General features: G+C 66.7%; 22 protein-coding genes and 1 riboswitch. Of the genes, 7 read left to right on the forward strand and 15 right to left on the reverse strand.

Features of this window, described 5'->3' with window-relative positions:
* Positions 1-4: 4 nt before the first annotated feature.
* A complete protein-coding gene (locus AABM56_RS18055) occupies positions 5-943 on the reverse strand; it encodes an alpha/beta hydrolase (protein ID WP_133862573.1) in 939 nt (312 codons plus the stop codon).
* Positions 944-1,125: 182 nt separating this feature from the next.
* On the opposite strand from AABM56_RS18055, the gene AABM56_RS18060 reads away from it, so the two are divergent.
* From AABM56_RS18060 to AABM56_RS18075, 4 genes are read left to right on the forward strand one after another with little or no spacing between them, the layout of a single operon-like run.
* On the forward strand, positions 1,126-1,596 hold the full coding sequence (locus AABM56_RS18060; RefSeq protein WP_347883576.1) for a MarR family transcriptional regulator: 471 nt from the start codon (positions 1,126-1,128) through the stop codon (positions 1,594-1,596).
* A 3-nt stretch (positions 1,597-1,599) separates the two neighbouring features.
* Positions 1,600-3,054: an efflux transporter outer membrane subunit gene (locus AABM56_RS18065; RefSeq protein WP_133862575.1), complete on the forward strand. Its 1,455-nt coding sequence runs from the start codon at positions 1,600-1,602 to the stop codon at positions 3,052-3,054.
* A gap of 16 nt (positions 3,055-3,070) precedes the next feature.
* Positions 3,071-4,282 (forward strand): efflux RND transporter periplasmic adaptor subunit, encoded by a 1,212-nt coding sequence (locus tag AABM56_RS18070; RefSeq protein WP_133862576.1) that lies wholly within the window; start codon positions 3,071-3,073, stop codon positions 4,280-4,282.
* 54 nt (positions 4,283-4,336) lie between these two features.
* Positions 4,337-5,863 carry a DHA2 family efflux MFS transporter permease subunit gene (locus AABM56_RS18075; RefSeq protein ID WP_133862577.1) on the forward strand — a complete coding sequence of 509 codons (1,527 nt, stop codon included), beginning with the start codon at positions 4,337-4,339 and terminating at the stop codon, positions 5,861-5,863.
* An 8-nt stretch (positions 5,864-5,871) separates the two neighbouring features.
* Here the strand turns inward: AABM56_RS18075 and AABM56_RS18080 are convergent, their stop codons facing one another.
* From AABM56_RS18080 to AABM56_RS18090, 3 genes are read right to left on the reverse strand one after another with little or no spacing between them, the layout of a single operon-like run.
* A complete protein-coding gene (locus AABM56_RS18080; protein ID WP_133862578.1) occupies positions 5,872-6,246 on the reverse strand; it encodes a cytochrome c family protein in 375 nt (124 codons plus the stop codon).
* Positions 6,243-7,055: a bifunctional DNA-formamidopyrimidine glycosylase/DNA-(apurinic or apyrimidinic site) lyase gene (gene mutM / locus AABM56_RS18085; protein ID WP_093256224.1), complete on the reverse strand. Its 813-nt coding sequence runs from the start codon at positions 7,053-7,055 to the stop codon at positions 6,243-6,245. Before mutM ends, AABM56_RS18080 begins: the two co-directional genes overlap by 4 nt.
* Before the next feature lie 26 nt (positions 7,056-7,081).
* Entirely contained in the window at positions 7,082-7,969 is an 888-nt protein-coding gene (locus AABM56_RS18090) for an HDOD domain-containing protein (RefSeq protein WP_133862579.1), read from the reverse strand.
* A gap of 157 nt (positions 7,970-8,126) precedes the next feature.
* On the opposite strand from AABM56_RS18090, the gene AABM56_RS18095 reads away from it, so the two are divergent.
* Positions 8,127-8,666: a type 1 glutamine amidotransferase domain-containing protein gene (locus AABM56_RS18095; RefSeq protein ID WP_263258845.1), complete on the forward strand. Its 540-nt coding sequence runs from the start codon at positions 8,127-8,129 to the stop codon at positions 8,664-8,666.
* Between the two features lie 306 nt (positions 8,667-8,972).
* Here AABM56_RS18095 and AABM56_RS18100 read toward each other — a convergent pair whose 3' ends face one another.
* The 8 genes from AABM56_RS18100 to AABM56_RS18135 all read right to left on the reverse strand — a co-directional run bounded on the left by AABM56_RS18100 (position 8,973) and on the right by AABM56_RS18135 (position 17,459).
* On the reverse strand, positions 8,973-9,563 hold the full coding sequence (locus AABM56_RS18100; protein WP_263258844.1) for an LON peptidase substrate-binding domain-containing protein: 591 nt from the start codon (positions 9,561-9,563) through the stop codon (positions 8,973-8,975).
* Positions 9,564-9,651: 88 nt separating this feature from the next.
* On the reverse strand, positions 9,652-10,350 hold the full coding sequence (locus tag AABM56_RS18105) for a membrane integrity-associated transporter subunit PqiC (protein ID WP_263258843.1): 699 nt from the start codon (positions 10,348-10,350) through the stop codon (positions 9,652-9,654).
* 94 nt (positions 10,351-10,444) lie between these two features.
* A complete protein-coding gene (gene parC / locus AABM56_RS18110) occupies positions 10,445-12,697 on the reverse strand; it encodes a DNA topoisomerase IV subunit A (RefSeq protein ID WP_263258842.1) in 2,253 nt (750 codons plus the stop codon).
* Positions 12,698-12,837: 140 nt separating this feature from the next.
* Positions 12,838-14,736 carry a DNA topoisomerase IV subunit B gene (gene parE / locus AABM56_RS18115; RefSeq protein ID WP_133862584.1) on the reverse strand — a complete coding sequence of 633 codons (1,899 nt, stop codon included), beginning with the start codon at positions 14,734-14,736 and terminating at the stop codon, positions 12,838-12,840.
* Between the two features lie 7 nt (positions 14,737-14,743).
* Positions 14,744-15,352, reverse strand: a complete 609-nt coding sequence (locus AABM56_RS18120; RefSeq protein WP_133862585.1) for a YqiA/YcfP family alpha/beta fold hydrolase — start codon at positions 15,350-15,352, stop codon at positions 14,744-14,746.
* A gap of 93 nt (positions 15,353-15,445) precedes the next feature.
* Entirely contained in the window at positions 15,446-16,270 is an 825-nt protein-coding gene (cpdA, locus tag AABM56_RS18125) for a 3',5'-cyclic-AMP phosphodiesterase (protein ID WP_178083930.1), read from the reverse strand.
* Positions 16,271-16,392: 122 nt separating this feature from the next.
* Positions 16,393-16,848: a DUF1249 domain-containing protein gene (locus AABM56_RS18130; RefSeq protein ID WP_132832828.1), complete on the reverse strand. Its 456-nt coding sequence runs from the start codon at positions 16,846-16,848 to the stop codon at positions 16,393-16,395.
* Complete coding sequence (locus AABM56_RS18135; protein WP_263258840.1) at positions 16,839-17,459, reverse strand: NUDIX domain-containing protein; 621 nt, start codon at positions 17,457-17,459, stop codon at positions 16,839-16,841. Before AABM56_RS18135 ends, AABM56_RS18130 begins: the two co-directional genes overlap by 10 nt.
* A gap of 186 nt (positions 17,460-17,645) precedes the next feature.
* Between AABM56_RS18135 and AABM56_RS18140 the strand changes: the two genes are divergently transcribed.
* Positions 17,646-18,395 (forward strand): RsiV family protein, encoded by a 750-nt coding sequence (locus tag AABM56_RS18140; RefSeq protein ID WP_263258839.1) that lies wholly within the window; start codon positions 17,646-17,648, stop codon positions 18,393-18,395.
* Between the two features lie 206 nt (positions 18,396-18,601).
* Here AABM56_RS18140 and cytX read toward each other — a convergent pair whose 3' ends face one another.
* Together cytX and thiC are read right to left on the reverse strand one after the other, a co-directional pair.
* On the reverse strand, positions 18,602-19,864 hold the full coding sequence (gene cytX, locus AABM56_RS18145) for a putative hydroxymethylpyrimidine transporter CytX (protein WP_347883577.1): 1,263 nt from the start codon (positions 19,862-19,864) through the stop codon (positions 18,602-18,604).
* A gap of 97 nt (positions 19,865-19,961) precedes the next feature.
* Positions 19,962-21,839, reverse strand: a complete 1,878-nt coding sequence (thiC, locus tag AABM56_RS18150; RefSeq protein WP_133862590.1) for a phosphomethylpyrimidine synthase ThiC — start codon at positions 21,837-21,839, stop codon at positions 19,962-19,964.
* Between the two features lie 102 nt (positions 21,840-21,941).
* A riboswitch (TPP riboswitch) is annotated at positions 21,942-22,068 on the reverse strand.
* 109 nt (positions 22,069-22,177) lie between these two features.
* On the opposite strand from thiC, the gene AABM56_RS18155 reads away from it, so the two are divergent.
* On the forward strand, positions 22,178-23,674 hold the full coding sequence (locus AABM56_RS18155) for a TolC family outer membrane protein (RefSeq protein ID WP_263258836.1): 1,497 nt from the start codon (positions 22,178-22,180) through the stop codon (positions 23,672-23,674).
* Here AABM56_RS18155 and waaA read toward each other — a convergent pair.
* Positions 23,620-24,885 carry a lipid IV(A) 3-deoxy-D-manno-octulosonic acid transferase gene (waaA, locus tag AABM56_RS18160; RefSeq protein WP_347883578.1) on the reverse strand — a complete coding sequence of 422 codons (1,266 nt, stop codon included), beginning with the start codon at positions 24,883-24,885 and terminating at the stop codon, positions 23,620-23,622. The two genes, AABM56_RS18155 and waaA, sit on opposite strands and share 55 nt — an antisense overlap.
* Positions 24,886-24,892: the final 7 nt, after the last annotated feature.

A 24,892-nucleotide genomic window follows, 5' to 3' on the forward strand; every position in this document is an offset into this window, starting at 1 on the left:
CGGCTCAGGCGAGACGGTCGTCCAGCCAGCGGAAATAGCGCTGGCGCAGGGCTTCGGTCTCGTTGACCAGATGGTGCCGCGCCTCCGGCAGGCGCAGCACCTCGGGCCGAGCGAACTTGGCCTCCAGCACTCCTAGGTTGTGCCGCCAGTCGACGGTGAAATCCTGCTCGCCCTGGATCACCAGCAAGCTCCGGTTACTGGCCGGCGCCCTCTCCAGTTGCGGAATCCAGCGCGCCAGGGCGCCAACCCACTGCGCCGGCAACTCGCGTGGCTGCAGACTGTCCTGCTGCAGGAAGTCGAGAAAGGCCGGATCCCCGGAATTCACCGAGAAGCGCCGCGGCAGGGCACGCGCGAAGGGCTTCACCAGGCGATAGGTCCACAGGCCCTGGCGCCAGGCGTGGGGCCTGACCAGGGGCGCCAGCAGGATCGTCTCGCCCAGTTCGGGGGCGGGCTCACCGCGCAGCAGATAGTCCAGCAGAATGGCGCCGCCAGTGCTCTGGCCGAGCAGGTGCCAGGGCCGTGGCAGGTCCAGGCGGCGGGCTTCGGCGACCAGGGCCGTCAGGGCGGTCTGGTATTCGGCGAAGTCGTTGATGCTGGCGCGGGCCCCGCTCGACAGGCCATGCCCGGGCAGATCGAACGCCAGCACCGCCCACTGCCGTGATAGGGCCCAGTCCACCACGTGACCATAGAGGCCCATATGGTCGTAGTAGCCGTGCAGCAGCAGCAGGCTGCCCCGCGGCTCGCGCGGCCACCAGCCTTGCACGGCGAGCTGGTAGCCGCCGGCGGTAAGTGCGCCCAGGGCCACCGTCACCTCCGGTCGCGCGAGGCTGTCTGCCAGGCGGTAATGGCGGCGATAGGCCTGGTGGTCGAGATCCGCCGGCAGGTCGCGATGCAAGGGCACCAGGGCCTGGCGGAGGCGGTCTAGATCGAAGGAAGGCGTCATGGCTCGGTTCACGGCGAAGTGGCCCCCATGATCGGCGCCCGGGCCGCTACAGGACAAGGGTTCGCCAAAGGACTTTTCCAATTGTTTCAAAATGCGCAACTCTTCCCTGCGCAAAGGTGTCTGAATATTTCACTGCCTAGGCAGTATTCTGGATCCGCTTCATTGCCTGGGCAGATACTGCAATGTCACATTTCGACCGTAGCAACTTTCCTCTGCGCTATTCCGTAGGCCATCTGATCCACCTGGCGAATCAGTACAAGGATCGCCTGCTGGACAGTCACCTGGTGCCCTACGACATCACTGCTGCCCAGTTCAAGGTGCTGCTGCTGCTCGCCCGCGACCTGACCGACACCCCGGCCGAACTCAGCCGCTGCCTGTCGCTGGACAGCGGCGCCATGACCCGCATGCTCGATCGTCTGGAAGCCAAGGAGCTGCTGCGCCGCGTGCGCAGCTCGAGCGACCGCCGCCAGGTGCGCCTGGAACTGACCGAACAGGGCAAGGCCCTGAGCAGTGAACTCATGCAAATCGGCGTCGACGCCCTCAACGACCTCACCCAGTGCCTGGATCGCCAGGAACTGGACGACCTTGAACGCCTGCTCCGCCGCCTGCTCAGCCCCTCCGGCCTGTTGCCGGAGACCTCTGGAGACCTCTGACCCATGACCTTTCGCCTGCCATTGACCGCCCTCTGCGCCGCCCTGCTGCTGGCCGGCTGCGTGTCGTCCGAGGGGTTGCATACCCAGGGGCGCGCTGTGGATCCGGCGACGCTCAAGGGCGAAGCCACCTTTGCCAGCGATCGCCTCTCCCCCGCCCAGTGGCCGAGCGCCGACTGGTGGACCCGGCTGGGCGATCCGCAACTCGACAGCCTGATCCGCGAGGCCTTGCGTGACAGCCCCTCGCTGCAGGAAGCCGATGCGCGCAGCCGCCAGGCCGATGCTGCGGTACTCGCTGCCGATGCCGACCGCTATCCGCAGATCGACGCCAATGGCGGCGTCACCCGCTCGCGCCTTGCACGGCCGGACGATCCCGTCGGCCAGGGCGAACGCTACAGCACGCTGCGCCAGTTCGATGTGAGCGGCAGCTACAGCTTCGACCTCTGGGGTGGCCAGCGCGCCGCCTGGGAAGCCGCTCTCGGCCGTGCTCGCGCCGGCGAGGTGGATCGCCAGGCCGCGCGCCTGACCCTGGCGGCCAACGTCAGCCGCGCCTACAACCAACTCGGCCTGGCCTACGCCAACATGGACGTGGCCCAGCAGGACCTGGAGCGTACGCGCGGCATGCTCGACCTGGCCCAGCGCCGGGTCGACGCCGGTCTCGACAGCGACTACCAGCTGCAGCAGACCCAGAGCCTGGAAGCCAGCTCGGCCGCGGCCCACACCGCCGCCGAGCAGCAGGTGCGTACGGCCCAGATCCGCCTCGCCGTGCTGCTGGGCAAGGGGCCAGACCGTGGCGCCGAGATTCCACGACCGAAGCTGATTGCTCCCGCCGCGGTAAACCTGCCCGGCCAGCTGCCCGCCGAATTGGCCGGTCGCCGCCCGGACCTGATCGCCGCCCGCTGGCGGGTGGAGGCCGCGAGCAAGGACATCGTCGCCAGCAAGACCAACTTCTATCCCAACCTCAACCTCACGGTGGCGGCCGGCAGCAAGGCCATCCTCGGCGATGCCCTGTTCGGCGGTCCGGCGCGCTTCTTCAACGTCGGCCCGGCGTTGTCGCTACCGATCTTCGACGGCGGTCGCCGTCGTTCCGATCTCGCCAGCCGGGACGCCGACTACGATCTGGCCGTGGCCCAGTACAACCAGACCCTGGTGCAGGCGTTGGGCGACATCGCCGACGCCATCACCCGCCAGCGTTCGCTGGATCAGCAGATCGTCCAGCAGCAACGGGCCCGCGACATTGCCAAGAGCTCCTTCGACATCGCCATGCAGCGCTATGGCGCCGGCATCGGCAACTACCTCGACGCCCTGACCGTCGAGCAGCAACTGCTGCAGGCCGAGCGCCAGCTGGCCAGCCTCCAGGCCGATCGCGTCGACAGCGGCGTGCTGCTGATGCAGGCCCTGGGTGGCGGCTTCCAACCGTCCAAACTGCCGCCGGCGCCCGCCGCCGCGGCCACACACTGATACCGAGAGCCCGACCATGGCCGATTCCGCCGCAACCCCCAATGACAATGCCCAGGAGCAGAAACCGCAGCGCTCCGGCAAACGCAAAGTCCTCCTGCTGCTCCTGCTGCTGGTGGTGATCCTGGCCGGCGTGGGCGTCTACTGCTACCACCTGTTCTATGGCCGCTTCCATGCCAGCACCGACGACGCCTACGTCAACGGCAACCTGGTGCAGATCACGCCCCAGGTCGTCGGCACCGTGACCCGCATCGCCGTGGACGATGGCGACTTCGTCCGCCAGGGCCAGCCGCTGGTGGAATTCGATCCCAGCGACACCGCCGTGTCCCAGCAGAGCGCCGAGGCCAACCTGGCCAAGACCGTGCGCCAGGTGCGCGGTCTGTACAGCAACGTCGATAGCTACAAGGCCCAGGTGGCCGCCCGGCGCGTCGAGGTCGAACGGGCCCGCGCCGACTACGCCCGTCGCCAGCAACTGGCCAAGGGCGGCGCCATCTCCAAAGAAGAACTGGCCCATGCCCGGGACACCCTGGTCGCGGCGCAGAGCTCCCTGACCTCCGCCCAGCAGCAACTGGACACCAACCAGGCACTGGTGGACGACACCGAGATCGCCTCGCACCCGGACGTCAAGGCCGCCGCCGCCCAGCTGCGCCAGGCCTATCTGAACCATGCCCGCAGCACCCTGGTGGCGCCGGTCAGCGGCTATGTCGCCAAGCGCTCGGTGCAGGTCGGCAGTCGCGTGCAGCCCGGCGCGGCGCTGATGGCCGTGGTGCCTCTGGACCAGATCTGGATCGACGCCAACTTCAAGGAAACCCAGCTCGCCGAGATGCGTATCGGCCAGCCGGTGGAAATCCATTCCGACCTCTATGGCGACGACGTACGCTATCGCGGCGTGGTGGAAAGCCTGGGCGTGGGTACCGGCAGCGCCTTCTCGCTGCTGCCGGCGCAGAACGCCACCGGCAACTGGATCAAGATCGTCCAGCGCCTGCCCGTGCGGATCCGCCTGGAAGGCGACAACTTGGACAAGCATCCGCTGCGCATCGGCCTGTCGACCGTGGTCGATGTCGACCTGCACGACCAGGACGGCGCCCGCCTGCCCACCACCACACCGCAGCAGCCGCGCTACAGCACCGACGTCTACGACCATCAGCTGGCCGATGCCGACCAGCTGATCCAGCAGATCGTCCACAACAACGGTCCGGCGGCGCGTGCCGCGGGCGTCGCCAAGCGCTGACAGCCAAGGAGGCTCCCTGCGAGCCTCCCCGTCCACCCCTTCTGGTAATCCGTCATGAGCGATAACGCCTTTCGCCCGGCGAGCCTGGTGCTCGCCACGGTGGGCCTGTCCCTGGCCACCTTCATGCAGGTGCTCGACACCACCATCGCCAACGTCGCCCTGACCACCATTTCCGGCAACCTCGGGGTGAGTTCGGAACAAGGCACCTGGGTCATCACCGCCTTTGCCGTGAGCAACGCCATCGCCCTCCCACTGACCGGCTGGATGGCGCGGCGCTTCGGCGAGGTCAAGCTGTTCATGGCCGCCGTGGTGCTCTTCGTCATCACCTCGTTCCTGTGCGGCATCGCCACTTCCATGCCGGAACTGGTGATCTTCCGCGCCATGCAGGGCTTCGTCGCCGGCCCGCTCTATCCCATGGCCCAGACCCTGCTGCTGGCGATCTTTCCAGCGGCCAAGCGCGGCATGGCCCTGGCGCTATTGGCCATGGTGACGGTGGTGGCGCCCATCATCGGCCCCATCGCCGGCGGCTGGATCACCGACAACTACAGCTGGCCGTGGATCTTCTTCATCAACATCCCCATCGGCATCTTTGCCACCCTGGTGGTCTGGAGCCAGCTGGGCAAGAAGCCGGAAAAGCTGGTGCACCAGCCCATCGACTATGTCGGGCTGATCCTCCTGGTGCTGGGTGTGGGCGTATTGCAGGTGGTGCTGGACAAGGGCAACGACCTGGACTGGTTCGAATCCAACCTGATCTGCCTGGGCGCGGCCTTTTCCGCCGTGGCCCTCACCGCCCTGGTGATCTGGGAGCTGACCGACAAGCATCCCATCGTCAACCTGCGGCTGTTCCGCTATCGCAACTTCAGCTTCGGCACCCTGGCGCTGGTGCTGGGCTATTCGGGCTTCTTCGGCATCAACCTGCTGCTGCCCCAGTGGCTGCAGACCCAGCTCGGCTACACCCCGGTGTGGGCGGGTCTGGCCGCGGCACCCATCGGCATCCTGCCGGTGATCCTCTCGCCGCTGGTGGGCAAGTTCGCGCACAAGACCGACCTGCGCCTGCTGGCCGGCGGCTCCTTCCTGGTGATAGGGGCATCCTGCTTCATGCGCGCCACCTTCAACAACGAGGTGGACTATCGCCACATCGCCGAGGTACAGACCTTCATGGGCCTGGGTGTGGCGCTGTTCTTCATGCCGACCACCAGCATCCTGCTGTCCAGCCTCAAGCCGTCGGAGCTGGCGGATGGTGGCGGTCTGGCGACCTTCCTGCGGGTGTTGGGCGGCAGCTTCGCCTCCTCCCTGACCACCTGGCTGTGGCAGCGCCGCGCCATCCATCACCATGCCCAGCTGACCGAGGACGTCACCGTCTACAGCCCGGCCACCCAGCATTACCTGGACGCCCTCGGCGGGCCGTCGCAGCAGGCCTATGCGCAGCTGGACAAGGTGGTGGAGAGCCAGGCCTACATGCTCTCCACGGTGGACTACTTCACCCTGCTCGGCTGGATCTTCATGGGCCTGTTCCTGATCATCTGGCTGGCCAAGCCGCCCTTCGCGGCCAAGCCGGGGGCCGGTGGCGGCGACCACTAGCCCGGCATTCAGGGAGTGCCGGGCTGGGTCTCCAGGTAGTCGGCGATGTCGCGCAGGTCGTCGGCGTCGCCGATGCCCCAGAATCTCATCTTGGTGCCCGGCACCTTCCGCTCGGGATCGCGCAGAAAGGCCGCCAGGGCCTCGCGATCCCAGGCAAAGCCGGCCTGGCGCATGGCCTCGGAATAGTTATAGCCGGCCAGGCTCCCGGCCTGGCGACCGAAGAGGTCGTTGAGCTGGGGGCCAAAACCGGACTGGGCGCCCGGTCCCACCGAATGGCAATTGTGGCAGCGGCGCAGGAAGAGATTGCGGCCATTGTCGGCATCGGCCCAGGCCAGTTCACCGCCGAGCAATGCCAGCACGGCCAGCCCAGCCAGGCCCTTCATCGCTGGCACTTCCGGCAATAGACGCTGGCGCGCTGGCCCAGGCGGATCTCCTGCAGGCCAGTCCCGCAGACCTTGCAGAATTCGCCCTTGCGCCCGTAGACGAACAGCTCCTGCTTGAAATAGCCCGGCGCCCCATCACCACCGATGAAGTCGCGCAGGGTGGTGCCGCCGCTTTCGATGGAGCGCGCCAGGACCTTCTTGATCTCGACGGCCAGGCGCTCGTAGCGCGCCCGGGAAACGCTGCCAGCGGCCCGGCGGGGATCGATGCCGGCGGCGAACAGCGCCTCGGCGGCGTAGATGTTGCCCACCCCCACCACCACGGCGTTGTCCATGATGAAGGGTTTGACCGCCATGCTGCGCCCGCGCGACAGCTCGAACAGCCGACCGCCGTCGAAGGCCTCGGTCAGCGGTTCGGGCCCCAGCTTGCTCAGCAGCACATGGGCATGGGGATCCTGGGTCCAGAGCAGCGCACCGAAGCGGCGCGGATCGGTGTAGCGCAACGACAGCCCGGATTCCAGCTCGATGTCGACGTGCTCGTGCTTGGCCGGCGGCTGGTCGGCGGGCACCAGGCGCAGGCTGCCGGACATGCCCAGGTGACCGATCAGGGTGCCGCTCTCGGCGCGGATCAGCAGGTACTTGGCCCGTCGCTCGACGGCCTCGATGCGCTGCCCGGAGAGGCGCACATCCAGGTCCTCGGGTACCGGCCAGCGCAGCCGGCCATCGCGGACGATGACCCGGCGCACGCGCTGACCGACGACATGGGGCTCGATGCCCCGGCGAGTGGTTTCGACTTCAGGTAGTTCGGGCATGAGGATCCAGAAGGATTGCGGACGCCTTAGTAATTGATCCGACCGCTGCCCATTTCAAGGATGGTTTCCTTGAGCGACTCGAAGTCGTATTCGGACAGGCCGACGTGATCCAGCACCCGCGGCGCGATGGCCTGCCACTCGTGATCCTCGTCCTGGCCACCCAGGGCGCGATAGCAGCGGCAGATGTGCTCGGCCATCTTCAGCAGCGCCAGCAGATTCTTGATCTGGATGTCGGTGGACGAGTCCTCGTCGAAGACCGACTGGGCGTTGTGGTGATTGGCGATGGCCTGGCCGACGTGTTCCGGCAGGCGCCAGGAGCGGGAGATGAAATAGCCCACCACGGCGTGATTGGTGCTGAAGATGCGGTTCTCCACGTCCACCACCCGCACCTGCTCGTTGACGCTGGCATAGGCCTCTTCCAGCACCGCCATGTAGTTGGGGAAGCGCTTGAGCATCAGCGGGATGCCGCAGTTGTGGAACAGACCCAGGGCATAGGCCTCGTCCGGGGTCGGATAGCCGGTCTTCTTGGCCAGGCTCAGGCAGGTCTCGGCGACGTCCTGGGCGGTGTCCCAGAAGCGGTTGAGGATGACGATGGTCTCGTCGGTGAGCTCGCCCTTGATCGACTGGGCGTTGATCAGGTTGATGACCGACTGGCTGCCCAGCAGATTGACCGCCCGCTGGATCGAGGTGATGCGATTGCTGAGACCGAAGTACGGCGAGTTCACCAGCTTGAGCAGGGCGCCCGAGAGCCCCGGGTCCTGGCCGATCAGGCGGGAGATGACCTTGAGATCGGGGCTGGGCATGAGCTGTTCGAGTTGCAGATCCACCATGATCTGCGGCTGCGGCGGAATGCTGATGCCTTGCAGAGCCTGACGGATCTGCTCCTCGGACAGCTGAGGGGACGCTTGGGACATGGGGACTACTCTGCGATGGATGTCGCAAATCTACTCCGCACCGCTCGGCTATGCCATCGGGCGCGACGAAGGAACTTCAGAGGGGTAAAGCGAGACGGATTTAGGAGCGCTGGCAAAAGGCTAGCCCGACCGAATTCCAATCGAGGTATCCGCAACCATGGCTACATTCCTGAACGGCAAGAAAATCGCCATCCTGGTCACCGACGGCTTCGAACAGGCCGAACTCACCGGCCCCAAGCAGGCCCTGGAACAGGCGGGCGCCCAGACCCACATCATCTCCGCCGAGAACGGTGAGGTGCGCGGCTGGGACGGCACCGAGCCGGCCGACAGCTTTCCGGTGGACCTCACCTTCGCCGCGGCGAACGCCGGCGACTATGACGCCGTGCTGCTGCCCGGCGGCGTGGTCAACGCCGACACCATCCGAATCGACGAGCAGGCCCAGCAGCTGACCAAGCAGATCGCCGACGCCGGCAAGCCGGTCGCCGTCATCTGCCACGGTGCCTGGCTGCTGATCTCCGCTGGCCTCGTGCAGGGCAAGACCCTGACCAGCTGGCCCTCGCTGACCGACGACCTCAGGAACGCTGGTGCCACCTGGCAGGACCAGGAAGTCATCGTCGACGGTCAACTGGCGAGCAGCCGCAAGCCAGACGACATTCCGGCCTTCAATCGCGAGTTCATCAAGCTGCTGGCAGGCTGAGTCATCAAGACTGGCACTTTGATCTCATAAGACTGAACTTATGGCAAAGTGCCAGAGTCTTATCGAGTGCCCCCAAAGCACTTTTAGCCCGCCCTGCCCGGCGGGCTTTCTTTTGCCCGGCGTTTGGCTGGAGCCTTTTCAGAATCTTGCGAGCTAGAGTCAAACAAGGCTCGGGCGGCCCCGCAAAAACGCCTGAGGAGGCGGATCGGACCCGCGCTCGGTGTTTACGCAGGTAGACGACGGGGCCGGCCTTCCAGGGTGTTTGCAACGCCGTCTGGCCGACACGTAGCCGATTATGAATAGGCTTCAGGCCTGGAAATCACCTTGCAGATCCACCAGATGGCGCTCGATGTCGGCCAGACGCTGGCCCTGATCGCTCATGCCCAGCCAATCCAGCTTGAGGTGCGCCTCGAACGGCAGCAGATAGGCCAGCTGGCAGCCCAGGGCCTGGCGGTCGACAACCTCGCCGCCCATGTCCAGGCTGGCCACCATCGGATGCTGGGCCAGGGCCGCCAGCAGCGCCATCAGGTCGGCGTCGCCATCGCGTAGCGGCTGGGGATCAGTTTCCGGGAGCCACTCCACCTCACCCACCACCAGGTGATCGGTTTGCTCTTCCTGGCTCAGCAGGCGAAAGCGTCGACCGCCTTCGATGCGGATACCCAGCAGGCCGTTGCTCTGCTGCTGCCAGTCGCGGATCAGCGCCTCGCAACCGTAGGCACCCAGGCGATTCGGCGCGCCCCCGGTCTCGCGGCCTTCGAGGATGGTCACCACGCCAAAGCTGCTGCCTTGCTTGAGGCAGCGACCGAGCATGTCCAGATAGCGGGCTTCAAACAGCTGCAGATCAAGGCGGCAGCCAGGGAACAGGGTGGTATTGAGCGGAAACAGGGGCAGCGTCATGAAACCTCCGGGGCTTGAGGGTCCTGCTGGATAGAGCATCGAGCGCCGCCGAAGGCTCCCGCGCGGCGACGCGCGGGGCCTGGTCGGGTCAGAAGCGATAGACCTCGGCGCCAGTGCGGATGGGCACCACAGCCGGCAGCGTCGGCCGAGCCTGGGCCTCTTCGACAAGTTTCTTCGGCTCCTTGCGCGCCATCTCGGTCTCGCGGCGGCCGCGCTGGGCGACCTTGGTGAGATCGGCGGCCAGCCGCGCCGACAGTTGTTGCAGCAATTCGCCCTGGGCCCGCACCTGGGCCGCGCGATCGCCCGCGTGCCGGGTCTGCAGGTGGATCACCTCGGTATCCAGCAGCCGGCCCTGGCCGTCGCGCAACTGCCAGCTGGCATCGAGGGTGGCAGGCGCCTGGTCACCGGCATCGAGGCGGGTCACCACCAGCTCCACCCGGTACTGCGGATCGAAGCCCGCTGGCTGTTCACCGACGATCACCCGTCCACTGTTCAGCCGACCGGCGAGCTGCCGCTGCAGCAATTGACGCACGTTGGCGTCCAGCGGTCCGGCCCAGTGATCGCGGGTGGTCTTGAGACTGCCGTCGGGCTGGCGCTCCAGCAGCACGTCGCGCTGCAGGTAGTCGGCCAGTTGCAGGCTTTCGATCCACACCGCAAGGCCGCGCTCACTGCTCGCCGGCGCACGCGCATTGCCGCCATCGAGCTGGTAGTAGTGGCTGGGGCCGAGGCTGGCACAGCCACCCAGGCCGGCCAGCAGGCCAACGAGCGCCAGCCTGACAAGACACATCCGTTTCATTGAGGCTCTCTCTCGACGGGCAGCGAGGCCCGGCGAGTCCTGGTCGAAAAAATCCGGGCTATGCTAGCGGCTGACCGCGGGCGGCTCAAGTTTCCACCTGCAGCGAGTCCACCCGCTGGAAGCCCCGAGGCAGCTTGTTGCCCCGCCGGCCGCGCTCGGCACGATAGTGCTCCAGGTCGCTGCCCTTGAGGGTATAGGGCCGTTTGCCGGCCTGCAGCGTGAGGGAGGCGCCGGCCGGCACCACGGCCAGGTCGACCACGTATTCCTCGCGCTTGGCGACCCGTTCGCCGGGAATGGAGATCAGCTTGTTGCCCTTGCCCTTGGCCAGTTGCGGCAGCTCGGTGATGGCGAACACCAGCAGCCGCCCTTCGTTGGTGACCACCGCGAGGGAGGTGTCTTCCAGGGAGGCCACCGGTTTTGGAGACAGCACCCTGGCGCCATTGGGCAGGCTGATCAGCGCCTTGCCGGCCTTGTTCTTGGCCTGCAGGTCCTCGCCCCTGACCACGAAGCCGTAGCCGGCGTCCGAGGCCAGGACATAAAGGCTGCTGTCGTCCGGCAGCAGCAGACACTCGAAGCTGGCACCCGGCGGCGGCGTCAGGCGTCCGGTCAGGGGTTCGCCCTGGCCACGCGCCGACGGCAGTGAATGGGCGGCGACGGAATAGCTGCGGCCGGTGGAGTCGATGAAGACGGCGAACTGATTGGAGCGGCCCAGGGCCGCTGCCTTGAAGCCGTCGCCGGCCTTGTAGGACAGCCCGGTCGGATCGACGTCATGGCCCTTGGCCTGACGCACCCAGCCCTTCTCGGAAAGCACCACGGTCACCGGCTCGGTGGGCATGAGCTCGGTTTCGGACAGCGCCTTGGCCTCGGCCCGGGCGACGATGGGCGAGCGGCGGGCGTCGCCATAGGTCTCGGCATCCTTGATCAGTTCGTCACGGACCAGGTTGCGTAGCTTCTTGTCACTGCCCAGCAGGGTCTGCAGGCGCTTCTGCTCCTTGAGCAGTTCGGCCTGCTCGCCACGGATCTTCATCTCTTCCAGGCGCGCCAGCTGGCGCAGGCGGGTCTCGAGGATGTAGTCGGCCTGGTCCTCGGAGAGTTCGAAGCGGGCCATCAGCGCCTGCCTGGGATGCTCTTCGGTGCGGATGATGTGGATGACTTCATCCAGGTTGAGGAAGGCGATCAGCAGGCCATCCAGCAGGTGCAGGCGGCGCTCGACCTTGTCCAGACGGAACTGCAGGCGGCGGCGCACTGTGCCGATGCGGTAGATCAGCCACTCTTGGAGGATCTGCCTGAGGTCCTTGACCTGGGGCTTGCCGTCCAGGCCGATGACGTTGAGGTTGACCCGGTAGCTGGACTCCAGATCGGTGGTGGCGAACAGGTGCTGCATCAGTTCGTCGGCATCGATGCGGTTGGAGCGCGGCACGATGACGATGCGGGTCGGATTCTCGTGGTCCGACTCGTCGCGCAGGTCGGCCACCATGGGCAGCTTCTTGGCCTGCATCTGGGCGGCGATCTGCTCCAGAACCTTGGAACCTGAGACCTGGTGCGGCAGCGCGGTGATGACCACGTCGCCGTCTTCGCGGCGGTAGACGGCGCGCATGCGCACCGAGCCGCGACCGGTCTCGTAGATTTTGCGCAGATCGGCGCGGGGCGTGATGATCTCGGCTTCGGTGGGAAAGTCCGGGCCCGGCACGTGTTCGAGCAGTTCGGGAATCCCGGCGATGGGATCGTCCAGCAGGCGTATGCAGGCGGCCGCCACCTCGCGCAGGTTGTGCGGCGGGATGTCGGTGGCCATGCCCACGGCGATGCCGGTGGTGCCATTGAGCAGCAGGTTGGGCAGCCGCGCCGGCAGCACCGCCGGCTCGTTCAGGGTGCCGTCGAAGTTGGGCACCCAGTCCACGGTGCCCTGCCCCAGTTCGTTGAGCAGCACCTCGGAATAGCGCGACAGACGTGCCTCGGTGTAGCGCATGGCGGCGAAGGACTTGGGATCGTCCGGCGCGCCCCAGTTGCCCTGGCCATCCACCAGCGGATAGCGATAGGAGAACGGCTGCGCCATGAGCACCATGGCTTCGTAGCAGGCCGAGTCGCCATGGGGGTGGTACTTACCAAGCACGTCACCCACGGTACGGGCGGATTTCTTGTGCTTGGCGTCGGCATCCAGCCCCAGTTCGCTCATGGCGTAGATGATGCGGCGCTGGACCGGCTTGAGGCCGTCGCCGATGTGCGGCAGGGCGCGATCCATGATGACGTACATGGAGTAATCCAGATACGCCTTCTCGGTGAAGTCGGCCATCGATCGGCGTTCGACGCCATCCAGGCTCAGGTCGAGGGGTGCACTCATGGGGGTCCTTTGGTGTTACGTCTTTGATCGGGGGGCCCGGTCCATCGCGGTCATGGACCGCTCCTACAGGCGCTCGATACACCTGTAGGAGCGGTCGCTGCGGCGAACCGCCATGGCCGCGATAGGCGCAGCCAACATGTTTAGAGCAGCACTTCCGCGCGATCGCCCTTGGATTCCAGCCAGCTCTTGCGGTCGCCGGATCTCTTCTTGGCCAGCAGCATGTCCATCATTTCGAGGGTGGCGGGCACGTCGTCGAGGGTCAGCTGCACCAGGCGCCGGGTATTGGGGTCCATGGTGGTCTCGCGCAGCTGCAGCGGATTCATCTCGCCCAGGCCCTTGAAGCGGGTCACCTGGGGCTTGCCGCGCTTCTTCTCCGCCGCCAGGCGATCGAGGATGCCATCCCGCTCGGCGGGATCGAGTGCGTAATGGACTTCCTTGCCCAGGTCGATGCGGTACAGCGGCGGCATCGCCACATAGACGTGGCCGGCATCCACCAGAGGCCGGAAGTGCTGCACGAACAGCGCGCACAGCAAGGTGGCGATGTGCAGACCGTCGGAATCGGCGTCGGCGAGGATGCAGATCTTGCCGTATCTCAGGCCGCTCAGGTCGGCGCTGCCCGGGTCGATACCGATGGCCACGGCGATGTCGTGCACCTCCTGGCTGCCCAGCACCTCGCTGCCGTCCACTTCCCAGGTATTCAGGATCTTGCCGCGCAGCGGCATGATGGCCTGGAATTCCTTGCTGCGCGCCTGCTTGGCGCTGCCACCGGCGGAGTCGCCCTCCACCAGGAACAGCTCGGAACGCATCGGATCCTGACCGGCGCAATCGGCCAGCTTGCCGGGCAGCGCCGGGCCCTGGGTGATCTTCTTGCGCTCGACCTTCTTGCCCGCCTTGAGGCGGCGACCGGCGTTGTTGATGGCCAGTTCGGCGATCTGCTGGCCCAGCTCGGGATGGGCGTTGAGCCAGAGGCTGAAGGCGTCCTTGACCACACCGGCGACGAAGGCCGCGGCCTCGCGGGAGGACAGGCGCTCCTTGGTCTGGCCGGAGAATTGCGGCTCCTGCATCTTCATCGAGAGGACGAAGGCGATGCGCTCCCAGACGTCTTCCGGGGCCAGCTTGAGGCCACGCGGCAGGAGGTTGCGGAATTCGCAGAATTCGCGAATGGCGTCCAGCAGGCCCTGGCGCAGGCCGTTCACATGGGTGCCGCCCTGGGCGGTGGGAATCAGGTTGACGTAGCTTTCCTGCACCGACTCGCCGCCTTCGGGCAGCCAGAACAGCGCCCAGTCAACCGCTTCCCGGGCCGAGGCCAGGGTGCCGTGGAAGGGTGCCTCGGGCAGCCGCAGGGCGTCGCCCACGGTGTCGATCAGATAGGATCTCAGCCCGTCTTCGTAATGCCATTCGCTGCGCTCGCCACTGGCTTCGTCGAGGAAGCTCACCGCCAGGCCCGGGCAGAGCACCGCCTTGGCCTTGAGCACGTGCTTCAGGCGGCTGACGGAAAACTTGGGCGCATCGAAGTACTTGGGGTCCGGCCAGAAGTGCACGCTGGTGCCGGTATTGCGCTTGCCAACGCTGCCGACCACGGCCAGTTCGCTGGCCTTGAAGCCATCGGCGAAGGCCATGCCGTATTCGTTGCCCTCGCGCTTGACACGCACCTCGACCCGGGTCGACAGGGCGTTCACCACCGAGATGCCCACGCCGTGCAGACCGCCGGAGAACTGGTAGTTCTTGTTGGAGAACTTGCCACCGGCGTGCAGCTTGGTAAGGATCAGCTCGACGCCGGAGACGCCCTCTTCCGGATGGATGTCCACCGGCATGCCGCGACCGTCATCGATGACTTCGAGGGAGTTGTCGGCGTGCAGGATCACCTGCACCTGGCGAGCATGACCGGCCAGGGCCTCGTCCACGCTGTTGTCGATGACTTCCTGGGCCAGGTGGTTGGGCCGCGAGGTGTCGGTGTACATGCCAGGGCGCTTGCGCACCGGATCGAGTCCGGAGAGGACTTCGATGGCGTCGGCGTTATAGGCGTTCTGCGTGGCCATGGGGTCTCTATTCGAAGGTGTTGAAATCCAGCTCGCGCCAGAGCGCCGGGTCGAAGCCGGCCAGCTCCAGCAGCAGCGGCAGCTGGCGATGGAAGCCCTGGAAGCCGTGGTCGCCACCCTGCTCGATGCGCAGGGTACAGCCGCCGTAGTAACGTTCGGCGTCGCGGTAGTCGAGGGTCTCGTCGCCGGTCTGCAGCCAGACGTGGAAACGCTCGGGATCCGCCGGCGCCGCGACTTCCAGCGCACGCATGGCCTCGACGTGGGCCTCGGTAAGGGTCCAGCTCTCGCCGGTATGGTGATTGCGCTGGGGGCCCAGGTAGTGCTCCATGAAGCGCCAGGGCCGGACCGCCGGATTGATCAGTACGGCCTTGAGCCCATGGCGCTCAGCCAGGACGGTGGCATAGTAGCCGCCCAGGGAGCTGCCGACCAGCAAGGGGGCGTCCAGCTCGGCCAGTTCGCGCTCCAGCAAAGCGAAGGCAGCGTCGGCATCATTGGGCAGCGCCGGCGCGCGCAGGCGGTCCGCCAGGCCGAGGCGGGTCATGCAGGCAGTGAGCTGCCGCGCCTTCAGGGACGCGGGTGAGCTGTTGAAACCATGGATATAGAGGATCGACGGCATCGGGCCGCTCCTACTGGATAAATAAACAGGCAAAGAGTAACCCGTTTCGACCCTCGCGACCAAGACAGCCGACCGGCGTCAGCCCGGGCGACCCTAGTAGCCCGCGGCGCTGTGATCCACGGTGAAGGCATGCTGTTGCAGACGCGAGACACCGGTCTCCAGATTGCCGTCGGGCAACAGGCGCAACCAGCGATAGCCCGGGGCCTGATCGCCTGCCTTGAAGTCCTGGCTGCCCGGCTCGAATTGCAGGCCGGTGGACGGCGAGGCCAGCAGGCGCACGCCGTTGCGCAGCTGATCGAACTCCTGGTGGATGTGCCCCCAGAGCACCACCTTGACCTGGGGATGGCGATCCAGCACGGCAAACAGCTCGTCCGCCCGGTGCAGGCCCAGGGGCTCCATCCAGCCACACCCCACGGGTACCGGATGATGGTGCAGGCAGATCAGTGCCGGACGCTCGGGCGCGGCACTCAGAGCCTCGTCCAGGGTCACCAGCTGCGCCTGCTCCAGCTCGCCGAAGACGCAGCCGCGCACGGTGCTGTCGAGCAGAATCAAGCGCCAGGCGCCCAGGTCGGTGACGGTTTCCAGGAAATCGCGATTGCCACAGGCCTTGGCCATGGGCACGTTCTCGTCATGATTGCCAGCCAGCCAGCGCATGGGCGCAGCCAGGGGTTCGGTCAGCTCGCAGAAGCGTTGATAGGAGGCTACGGAGCCGTCCTGGGAGAGATCACCGCTGGCCAGTAGCAGATCGATGCGTGGCTGCTCCCGGACCACCTGGGCCACCACCTGTTGCAGGCTGGCTGCCGTATCGATACCCAACAACCGACCGTTGGCGCGCGCGAACAGATGACTATCGGTCAATTGGACGACGAGGGGAGCGTTGACACTATCCGGCAAACTCACCAAAGCCTCCTGGGGCATAAGGGAACAACGAGCGCAGGCAGGGTGCAGAAAAGTTCCCGGGAACTTGCGTGCATGCTTCACATTTTCGCAGCTTGCACCGCGCGAGGGAAGCTACGGCTGTCAGCGTTGCGCCCCAGTGCTCATCGCTGCAGGATAGGTTCAGCTTCGTGGCCACAGGCCAGGCAGTGACTCAGCCACTCACCGAGAAACAGATTGAGCTGACTCTTTTCGTCAGGCTGATACATGGCCTGATTGGGATAGGGATAGCGTCCGAGCAGGTGCCGGGAGGCCCCGGCCGACACCACTTCCGCCATCCGCGCATCGTGATAGACGCGCACTTCCAGTTCGGGCACCGGCAACCAGGGCAGCCCCAGTTCCTGACGCACCCGCAAGACCGTCGTGTAGGGACAGGCCTCGGTGACTTCCAGGGCGAGCACGCCCAGTGGGCGCTCGCCTTGCGACAACATGACGCGGCGCGACACCACGGCTTCGCGCATCTTGGGCAGAAGCCGCATCAGCCGCACGTAGTTGGCCTCGCACGTGGCCTGCAGGCCCGGCAGGTCAACTCGATAGCGATCTCGCAGTTTCAGCCCCATAACCCCCGTACCTCGGCGCGATTGAGCGCCAACCATTGCAGGGCGATGATAGCCGCTGCGTTATTGATTCGACCGTCGCGAACCCCGGCCAGTGCCTCGTCCAGCGACCAGACATGGACGCGAATGTCCTCGCCCTCCTCTTCCAGGCCATGGACGCCACCGGCATCCGCGGTGCTGCAGCGACCCAGGTAGAGATAGACCTGTTCGTCGCTGCCGCCAGGCGAGGGGAAGTAGGTGGAGATGGGCCAGAGCGATTGCAAGGTCAGCCCGGCTTCTTCCTCGGCTTCCCGATGAGCGACCGCCTCGACGGCCTCGCCCTGCTTGTCCACCAAGCCTGCCACCGGCTCAAGCAGCCAGGGATGAGCGGTCTTTTCCATGACGCCGACGCGAAACTGCTCGATCAGCACCACCTCGTCCCGCGCGGGGTCGTAGGGCAGCACGCAGACTGCATCGGGACGCACGAAGACCTCGCGCTCCAGTTCCGGCCCCAGGGCACCGGAGAACTGGCGGTGGCGCAGCCGGAAGCGGGCCATGCGGTAGAAGCCCTGGAAGCAGATCTCGCGGCTCAGGATTTCAACGGCGGGCGCCTGGGATTCGTTGGCTTCGGTCATGGGCGCTCCAGCGCTGAATGAAGGTGATCAGCTCATCCTAGCGTGCCCCCCGCGCTCGTGCAGCCCCTGGCGCGCCAAGTCGCGAAAAGGACAACAAGCCGGGAAACCTCCGTCCGCCCCTGGCAAACTTATCGAGCCAGACGGGTTCGAAAGCCGTCATTCTCTGTTTCCATGACAAGGAATCCCATGCGTATCCGCCCACTCCTCGTGCTCGCCGGCCTGCTGCTCGGTGGTTGCCAAAGCGTCTTCGGCCCCAACCTCGATAAACCCCTCACGCCTCGCAATCAGGCCTGGGAGCACCGCCCGGCCGGTTGCCAGGGCGAAGACTGCCCGTTGATCAACATCGACTACGTGGAATTCGGCGACCCGGCGCTGGACGCCCTGGTGCAGCGGCACCTGCTGGGCCTGGCCCGCGCCGAGCCGGGTGCGCCCATCCCGGCTTCGCTGGAGAGCTACGAGCGGGACTTCCTCGCCAAGGCGCAGCCACGCTGGAGCAGCTATCTGCAGGCCAAGGTGCGTGAACAGCATGACGGCCTGGTGATCATCGAGTTCTCCAGCTACCTTGCCAATGGCGGTGCCCATGGTCTGGCCGGCCGTGACTTCGTCACCTGGGATCGCCATCTCGACCGGCAGATCACCCTGGGCGACATGCTGGTGCCGGGGCAGGAAACCGAGTTCTGGCGGCTGGCGCAGCTGTCGCGCGAGGCCTGGATGGTCAGCAACAACGTCGGCGATGCCGACTTCCGCCAGCAGTGGCCCTTCCTCAAGACCAACAACGTGGCCCTGGACTTCGGCGCCCTGACGCTCAAGTACGACATCGGCAGCATCGCCCCCTACGCCATGGGCCATCCGGAGCTGAAGATCCCTTATCCCAAGCTCAATGGCATCCTCAAGGGCGAGTATTTCCCGGGGCGGGGCAAGGCGCGGCAGCCGTAGGACCTGGTCAACCGAAATCATCTGCTGCAAGCGGGTTTGATCGCGGCCATGGGCCGCTCCTACAGCGGACTCAATCTTCTGTAGGAGCGGCCGCATTGCCGGACCCATGGCCACGATACCTCCACCTCAACCCTCCCCCGCACGCGGGAGAGGGGGCAGTTAGGCGTAGGTTGGGTTGAGCGCAGCGAAGCCCAACAGGCCGGCCCCTAAACCCGCTTCAATCCGAGCAGCGCCTGCGCGGTGCCGGCCACCACGATGGCTGGCAGGGTCGCGCCCCAGGCGGGGAGCAGGGCCGGCAGCAGGTGGTAGACGGCCACGCCCAGGGCCCAGGCGATCAGGGATTCCAGGCGCAGCGCCCGTATCCGCTGCGGAGCCTTGCGGCGGCGCAGCAGGAAGTGATCCACCAGCACCACGCCGAACAGCGGGGCGAACACCGAGCCGATCAGCAGCAGGAAGTGTTCGTACTGGGCCAGGGGCACCAGCAGCGCCAGCAGGGTGCAGAGGATGCCGATAGCCAGGGTCAGCTGCCAGATCTTCACCTGGGCCAGGAAACCCGTCGCCACCGCCGCCGAGTGATAGGCGGCGAAGGCGTTTTCCGATTCGTCCAGCAGGATCAGCAGCAGCGGCAGGCCCAGGCCGGCCACGGCCAGGGCGCGCAGCAGGGCGTCGGCTTCACCGCCGCTGGCGAAAGCCAGGGTGTAGGCGAAGCCCAGGCCCATCAGCCAGAGGTTGCCACAGAAATAGCCCAGCATGACGCCGCGCCCGGCGCTACGCCCGGTGCGGGCGAAGCGGGTGTAGTCGGCGATCACCGGTAGCCACGACAGCGGCATGGCCACCACCAGGTCGAAGCCCAGGGCCTGGGTCAGGGAGCCGTCGCCCGAACGCTGCCAGAGCGCGGCCAAGTTGGCGCGCAGGAAGAGGTCCAGGGTCAGCCAGGTGCAGGCCCCGAGCAGCAGCCAGATGCCCCAGCGGCTGAGGAAACGGCGCACGAAGGTTAGGGGACCGGCCACCGCCAGGGCCGTGGCCAGGGCGCCGAAGACCAGGGTCCAGAGCACCGGCGAGGCCCAGCTCTGCAGGCCCCAGCTGCCCAGCAGCACACTGGCAGCCTCGCGCATCACCACCAGTTCGAAGGCGCCCCAGCCGATCAGCTGGGTGATGTTGAGCACCGCCGGCAACAGCGCGCCGCGCTCGCCGAGGCTCTGGCCCAGGGCGCTCATGCCGGCCAGGCCGGTATCGCTGCCCACCAGGCCGGCGGCCGCCAGCAGCAGGACCCCGACCCCGGTGCCGAGCACTAGCACCAGCAGGCCATCGGCCAGGCCGAGGCCGGGTGCCAGCAACGCGCCGGCCTGGGCCACCATGAGACCGATGCCGAGGGAGAACCAGAGGGTGAAGAGATCGCGCCCGCCAAGGATGCGGCGGTCCGCCGGAACGGGGATGGTGGGGGTATAGAGGCCGGGGGCCTGGGCCATGATGGGTCTCGTGAGCAAGGGGTTGAGGACGCCCGACGTCGTGGGGTGACGCCGGGCATTGTTGGGCTTCGCTGCGCTCAGCGCCAACCTACGGTCGTCAGACCTGCTTGTAGATCACCCCGCCTTCGTCCTTGAAGCGCGCCGCCTGTTCCTGGAAGCCGGCCTCGATGGCCTTCTGCTCGTCGGTCAGGCCGTTTTCCTTGGCGTAGTCGCGGACTTCCTGGGTGATCTTCATGGAGCAGAACTTGGGCCCGCACATGGAGCAGAAGTGCGCCACCTTGGCCGAGTCCTTGGGCAGGGTCTCGTCGTGGAAGGCGCGCGCCGTGTCCGGGTCCAGGCCCAGGTTGAACTGGTCTTCCCAGCGAAATTCGAAGCGCGCCTTGGACAGGGCGTTGTCGCGGATCTGGGCGCCAGGGTGCCCCTTGGCCAGATCGGCGGCATGGGCGGCGATCTTGTAGGTGATGATGCCGGTCTTGACGTCGTCCTTGTTGGGCAGGCCGAGGTGCTCCTTGGGCGTCACGTAGCAGAGCATGGCGCAGCCGAACCAGCCGATCATGGCGGCGCCGATGCCGCTGGTGATGTGGTCGTAGCCGGGGGCGATATCGGTGGTCAGCGGACCGAGAGTGTAGAACGGCGCCTCGTCGCAGCACTCCAGCTGCTTGTCCATGTTTTCCTTGATCAGCTGCATGGGCACATGGCCCGGACCTTCGATCATGGTCTGGACGTCATGCTTCCAGGCGATCTTGGTCAGCTCGCCGAGGGTTTCCAGCTCGCCGAACTGAGCGGCGTCGTTGGCATCGGCGATGGAGCCCGGGCGCAGGCCGTCACCCAGGGAAAAGCTCACGTCGTAGGCCTGCATGATCTCGCAGATGTCTTCGAAGTGGGTATAGAGGAAGTTTTCCTTGTGATGCGCCAGGCACCACTTGGCCATGATGGAGCCGCCGCGGGAGACGATGCCGGTGACGCGCTTGGCGGTCAGGGGCACGTAGTGCAGACGCACCCCGGCATGGATGGTGAAGTAGTCCACGCCCTGCTCCGCCTGCTCGATGAGCGTGTCGCGGAACAGCTCCCAGGTCAGTTCTTCGGCGACACCATCGACCTTTTCCAGGGCCTGGTAGATGGGCACGGTGCCGATGGGGACCGGCGAATTGCGGATGATCCACTCGCGGGTCTCGTGGATGTGCTTGCCGGTGGACAGGTCCATCACGGTGTCGGCGCCCCAGCGGATGCCCCAGGTCAGCTTCTCGACCTCTTCCTCGATGGAAGAGCCCAGGGCGCTGTTGCCGATGTTGCCGTTGATCTTCACCAGGAAGTTGCGGCCGATGATCATCGGCTCCAGCTCCAGGTGGTTGATGTTGGCCGGGATGATGGCGCGGCCGCGGGCCACCTCGTCGCGGACGAACTCGGGGGTGATCTCCTGGGGAATGCTGGCGCCGAAACTCTGGCCGCGGTGCTGATTGCCGAGCAGGCCGGCGGCGCGGGCTTCCTGCAGCTTCATGTTCTCGCGGATGGCGATGTATTCCATCTCCGGGGTGACGATGCCCTGGCGGGCATAGTGCATCTGGGAAACGTTGCGCCCGGCCTTGGCCCGGCGCGGCTGGCGCGCCAGGTCGAATCTCAGGGCGGCCAGGCTCGGATCAGCGAGGCGCGCCTGGCCGAACTCGGAAGACAGCCCGGCCAGCAGCTCGGTGTCGCCGCGCTCTTCGATCCAGCGCGAACGCACGTCCGGCAGGCCCTTGCGCAGGTCGATACGGGCGGCCGGGTCGGTATAGGGACCGGAGGTGTCGTAGACGCACACCGGGGCGTTCTTTTCACCGCCGAACGCGGTGGGAGTATCGGCGAGGGAGATTTCCCGCACCGGCACGCGAATGTCGGGACGCGAACCGGTCAGATAGACCTTGCGCGAATTGGGCAACGGCTGGGTGGACTGACGGTCGACGCGGGTGAAGTCGGTGACGTTGTTCTGCTTGTTCATCGAGGCTCTCCTGGTGGGCGCGTTGCCGAGGGAAGAACCTGGACGAAGGGTGGGCACGCAAGAAGAGGCAAGCCCGGACGGATGGCGACCACGGATGGAGACGGCGGACGCCCTCTTGTTCCCTACGCAGGTTGACGCACCGCCATGCGGCGCGCCTAGCCTGATCAGGTTCAACGGGATCCGGGACTACCCGATCTCAGCGCCTCGTAGCGCACCCCGACAAGAACGTGGCCAGTGTAAACCCAGAGCGGCAGAAACTTCGACCGCTATTTCCTCTCCTATGGCGGATTCGGACGAAGCCACTACACTGGCGCGGTCCCTCAAGGAAGGCTCCAAGAATGCGAAGATTCCTGCTGCTCGCGGCGCTCTGCAGCACGGCCGGGCTGGCCCAGGCCCAGGTCGCCGGCAATGGCCTGCTCGACGTCTACCGCGAAGCGCTGGACAACAATGCCGACCTCGCCGCCGAACGCGCCGGGCTTGGCGCCCAGCGCGAGGCGGTGCCCCAGGCGCGCGCCGGCCTGCTGCCGCAGATCGGGCTCGGTGCCCAGTTCAACGACACCCATACCAGCCTGCAGCTCAAGGACAATCCGGCGCTGGGCGTCCAGGGTGGCCGCTACAGCAGCGATCGCAGCAGCCAGCTGATCCAGGCGACCCTCAGCCAGCCACTGTTCCGCGCCGATCGCTGGTTCCAGCTCAAGGCGGCCCAGGCCGCCACCGAGCAGGCCGAGCTGCAGTTTTCCGCTGCCCAGCAGCAACTCATCCTGCAGACCGCCGAGGGCTATTTCAGCGCCCTGCGCGCCCAGGACGCCCTGGCCACCGCCCGTGCCGAGGAAAAGGCGCTGTACCGTCAGCTGGACCAGTCCCGCGAGCGCTACAAGGTCGGCCTGACCGACGACACCGACGTGCTCCAGGCCCAGGCCAGCTTCGACAACGCCCAGGCCAACCGCTCCCAGAGCGAGCAGCAGGTGGCCGACGCCTTCCAGGCCCTGACCCGGCTGACCGATCGCGACTATGGCAGCATCGCCGGCATCCGCCACGACCTGCCGATCCTGCCGCCACAACCCAACGATGCCCGCCAGTGGGTGGACACCGCCATGCGCCAGAATCTGCAATTGCTGGCTGCCGGCCAGGGTGTCAATGCGGCCCAGGAAACCCTGCGCCAGCGTCGCGCTGGGCACCTGCCGACAGTGGATGCGGTGGCGCGCTACAGCCACAGCGACAACGATGCGGTGAATCTGCCCAACGCCGAGCAGCTGTCCCTGTTCGGCAGCCCGGTCAACAGCCGCAGCATCGGTATCCAGGTCGAGGTGCCGCTGTACAGCGGCGGCGCCACCAGCTCCCAGGCGCGTCAGGCCTACCAGCAGCTGGACCGCAGTGAGCAGCAGCAGGAAAGCCTGCGCCGCCAGGTGGTGCAGAACACCCGCAATGCCCATCGGGCGATCAACACCGACATCGAGCAGGTGCGCGCCCGACGGCTGTCCATCGCCTCCAGCCAGCGCGCCCTGAGAGCCACCGAGATCGCCTACCAGGTGGGCAGCCGCACCATCGTCGACGTGCTCGACGCCCAGCGGCTGCTGTACAACGCCGTGCGCCAGTACAACGACGCCCGCTACAACTACATCCTGGACACTCTGAGACTCAAGCAGGCGGCCGGCACCCTGGCGCCCAACGACCTGCTGGCCCTGTCCGGCTATCTCGACCCCCACTACGACCCGGATCGCGACTTCCTGCCGCCGGACCTGGCCAAGACCCGCGCCGACGTCCTGCCGGCGCGTTCCGCTCAGGGCTTGAGCAGCCCGTCGAGCCCGGAGAGCAGGCGCTCCAGCGCGCCCTGATTGGCGGCCAATACCGCCAGGCCCGCCTGCCGGCGCCGCGCGGCTTCCGCCGGTTCGGCCCAGAGTTGGGCCACGGCGGCAGCGATGGCCGAGGCTTCCGCTACTGTTTCCAAAGCGCCGGCGTCGCGCAACTGGGCGACGATGTCGAGGAAGTTGAATACGTGCGGACCGCTGAGCACCGGCACCCCCAGGGCTGCCGGCTCCAGCGGATTATGGCCGCCACGCTCGATCAGGCTGCCACCGACGAAGGCCACGTCGGCCAGGGCATAGAGAAACAGCAGCTCGCCCATGGTGTCGCCCAGCAGGATCTGGGTCTGCGGTTGCACCGCCTCCCCCGTCGAGCGCTGGATCACGCTGAAGCCTTCACCCCGCACCTCGCCCAGCACCTCGGGAAAGCGTTCGGGATGACGCGGCACCAGGATCAGCAGGGCATCGGGACGGGTGGCCAGCAGTTGGCGCTGGGCCTGGAGCAGGATCTCGTCTTCACCGGCATGGGTGCTGGCGGCGATCCACACCGGGCGACTGCCCCAGCCCTGGCGCAGCGCAGCCGCGCGCGCCGGCAGCTCGGGGTCGATGCGCAGGTCGAACTTGATGGAGCCGGTCACCGTGACCCGCTCGGCACGGGCACCGAGGGCCCGGAAGCGCTCGGCTTCCACCGGCGTCTGCACCGCGAGCCAGGCCAGCTCCGCCAGCATCGGCGCGGTCACCCCGCCCAGCTTGCCGTAGCCCCGGGCGGAGCGCTCGGACAGCCGGCCATTGGCCAGGGCGATGGGAATGTCACGGCGCGCCGCCTGGTGGATGAGGTTGGGCCAGAGTTCGGTTTCCATCACTACCCCCAGGCTTGGCCGCAGCCGGTCGAGGAAGCGTCCGGCCAGCCCCGGCAGGTCGTAGGGCAGATAGCAGTGGTGGACGTCGCTGCCGAACAGGGCGCGAATGCGCTCCGAGCCGGTGGGCGTCATGCAGGTCACGGTGATCGGCAGCTGCGGATGGCGCTGGCGCAGCGCACGGATCACCGGCGCGGCGGCAATGCTCTCCCCCACCGACACCGCATGCACCCAGATGCCGCCGGGCGGCACCTCTGGCAAGCCCAGCGCCAGGCGCTCGCCGATGCGTTGCCGATAGGCAGGAGCCTTGCGCCCGCGCCAGAGCAGGCGCAGCAGGATGAAGGGCAAGGCCAGGGTGAAGATCAGGCTATAGAGGGTACGGTTCATGGCGGCA

This window comes from Pseudomonas aestiva, assembly GCF_039908605.1.
Classification (GTDB): Bacteria; Pseudomonadota; Gammaproteobacteria; order Pseudomonadales; family Pseudomonadaceae; genus Chryseomonas; species Chryseomonas aestiva.

Excerpts from the sequence above, each read along its gene's own strand:
- AABM56_RS18075 (WP_133862577.1), top strand. The coding sequence starts at position 4,337 with ATGAGCGATAACGCCTTTCGCCCGGCGAGCCTGGTGCTCGCCACGGTG.
- parE (WP_133862584.1), bottom strand. The coding sequence starts at position 14,736 with ATGGCCACGCAGAACGCCTATAACGCCGACGCCATCGAAGTCCTCTCC.
- AABM56_RS18060 (WP_347883576.1), top strand. The coding sequence starts at position 1,126 with ATGTCACATTTCGACCGTAGCAACTTTCCTCTGCGCTATTCCGTAGGC.
- AABM56_RS18055 (WP_133862573.1), bottom strand. The coding sequence starts at position 943 with ATGACGCCTTCCTTCGATCTAGACCGCCTCCGCCAGGCCCTGGTGCCC.
- AABM56_RS18105 (WP_263258843.1), bottom strand. The coding sequence starts at position 10,350 with ATGTGTCTTGTCAGGCTGGCGCTCGTTGGCCTGCTGGCCGGCCTGGGT.
- AABM56_RS18135 (WP_263258840.1), bottom strand. The coding sequence starts at position 17,459 with ATGACCGAAGCCAACGAATCCCAGGCGCCCGCCGTTGAAATCCTGAGC.
- AABM56_RS18100 (WP_263258844.1), bottom strand. The coding sequence starts at position 9,563 with ATGACGCTGCCCCTGTTTCCGCTCAATACCACCCTGTTCCCTGGCTGC.
- mutM (WP_093256224.1), bottom strand. The coding sequence starts at position 7,055 with ATGCCCGAACTACCTGAAGTCGAAACCACTCGCCGGGGCATCGAGCCC.
- AABM56_RS18065 (WP_133862575.1), top strand. The coding sequence starts at position 1,600 with ATGACCTTTCGCCTGCCATTGACCGCCCTCTGCGCCGCCCTGCTGCTG.
- cytX (WP_347883577.1), bottom strand. The coding sequence starts at position 19,864 with ATGGCCCAGGCCCCCGGCCTCTATACCCCCACCATCCCCGTTCCGGCG.
- parC (WP_263258842.1), bottom strand. The coding sequence starts at position 12,697 with ATGAGTGCACCCCTCGACCTGAGCCTGGATGGCGTCGAACGCCGATCG.
- AABM56_RS18090 (WP_133862579.1), bottom strand. The coding sequence starts at position 7,969 with ATGTCCCAAGCGTCCCCTCAGCTGTCCGAGGAGCAGATCCGTCAGGCT.
- AABM56_RS18120 (WP_133862585.1), bottom strand. The coding sequence starts at position 15,352 with ATGCCGTCGATCCTCTATATCCATGGTTTCAACAGCTCACCCGCGTCC.
- AABM56_RS18130 (WP_132832828.1), bottom strand. The coding sequence starts at position 16,848 with ATGGGGCTGAAACTGCGAGATCGCTATCGAGTTGACCTGCCGGGCCTG.
- AABM56_RS18140 (WP_263258839.1), top strand. The coding sequence starts at position 17,646 with ATGCGTATCCGCCCACTCCTCGTGCTCGCCGGCCTGCTGCTCGGTGGT.
- AABM56_RS18155 (WP_263258836.1), top strand. The coding sequence starts at position 22,178 with ATGCGAAGATTCCTGCTGCTCGCGGCGCTCTGCAGCACGGCCGGGCTG.
- cpdA (WP_178083930.1), bottom strand. The coding sequence starts at position 16,270 with ATGCCCCAGGAGGCTTTGGTGAGTTTGCCGGATAGTGTCAACGCTCCC.
- AABM56_RS18080 (WP_133862578.1), bottom strand. The coding sequence starts at position 6,246 with ATGAAGGGCCTGGCTGGGCTGGCCGTGCTGGCATTGCTCGGCGGTGAA.
- AABM56_RS18095 (WP_263258845.1), top strand. The coding sequence starts at position 8,127 with ATGGCTACATTCCTGAACGGCAAGAAAATCGCCATCCTGGTCACCGAC.
- thiC (WP_133862590.1), bottom strand. The coding sequence starts at position 21,839 with ATGAACAAGCAGAACAACGTCACCGACTTCACCCGCGTCGACCGTCAG.
- AABM56_RS18070 (WP_133862576.1), top strand. The coding sequence starts at position 3,071 with ATGGCCGATTCCGCCGCAACCCCCAATGACAATGCCCAGGAGCAGAAA.
- waaA (WP_347883578.1), bottom strand. The coding sequence starts at position 24,885 with ATGAACCGTACCCTCTATAGCCTGATCTTCACCCTGGCCTTGCCCTTC.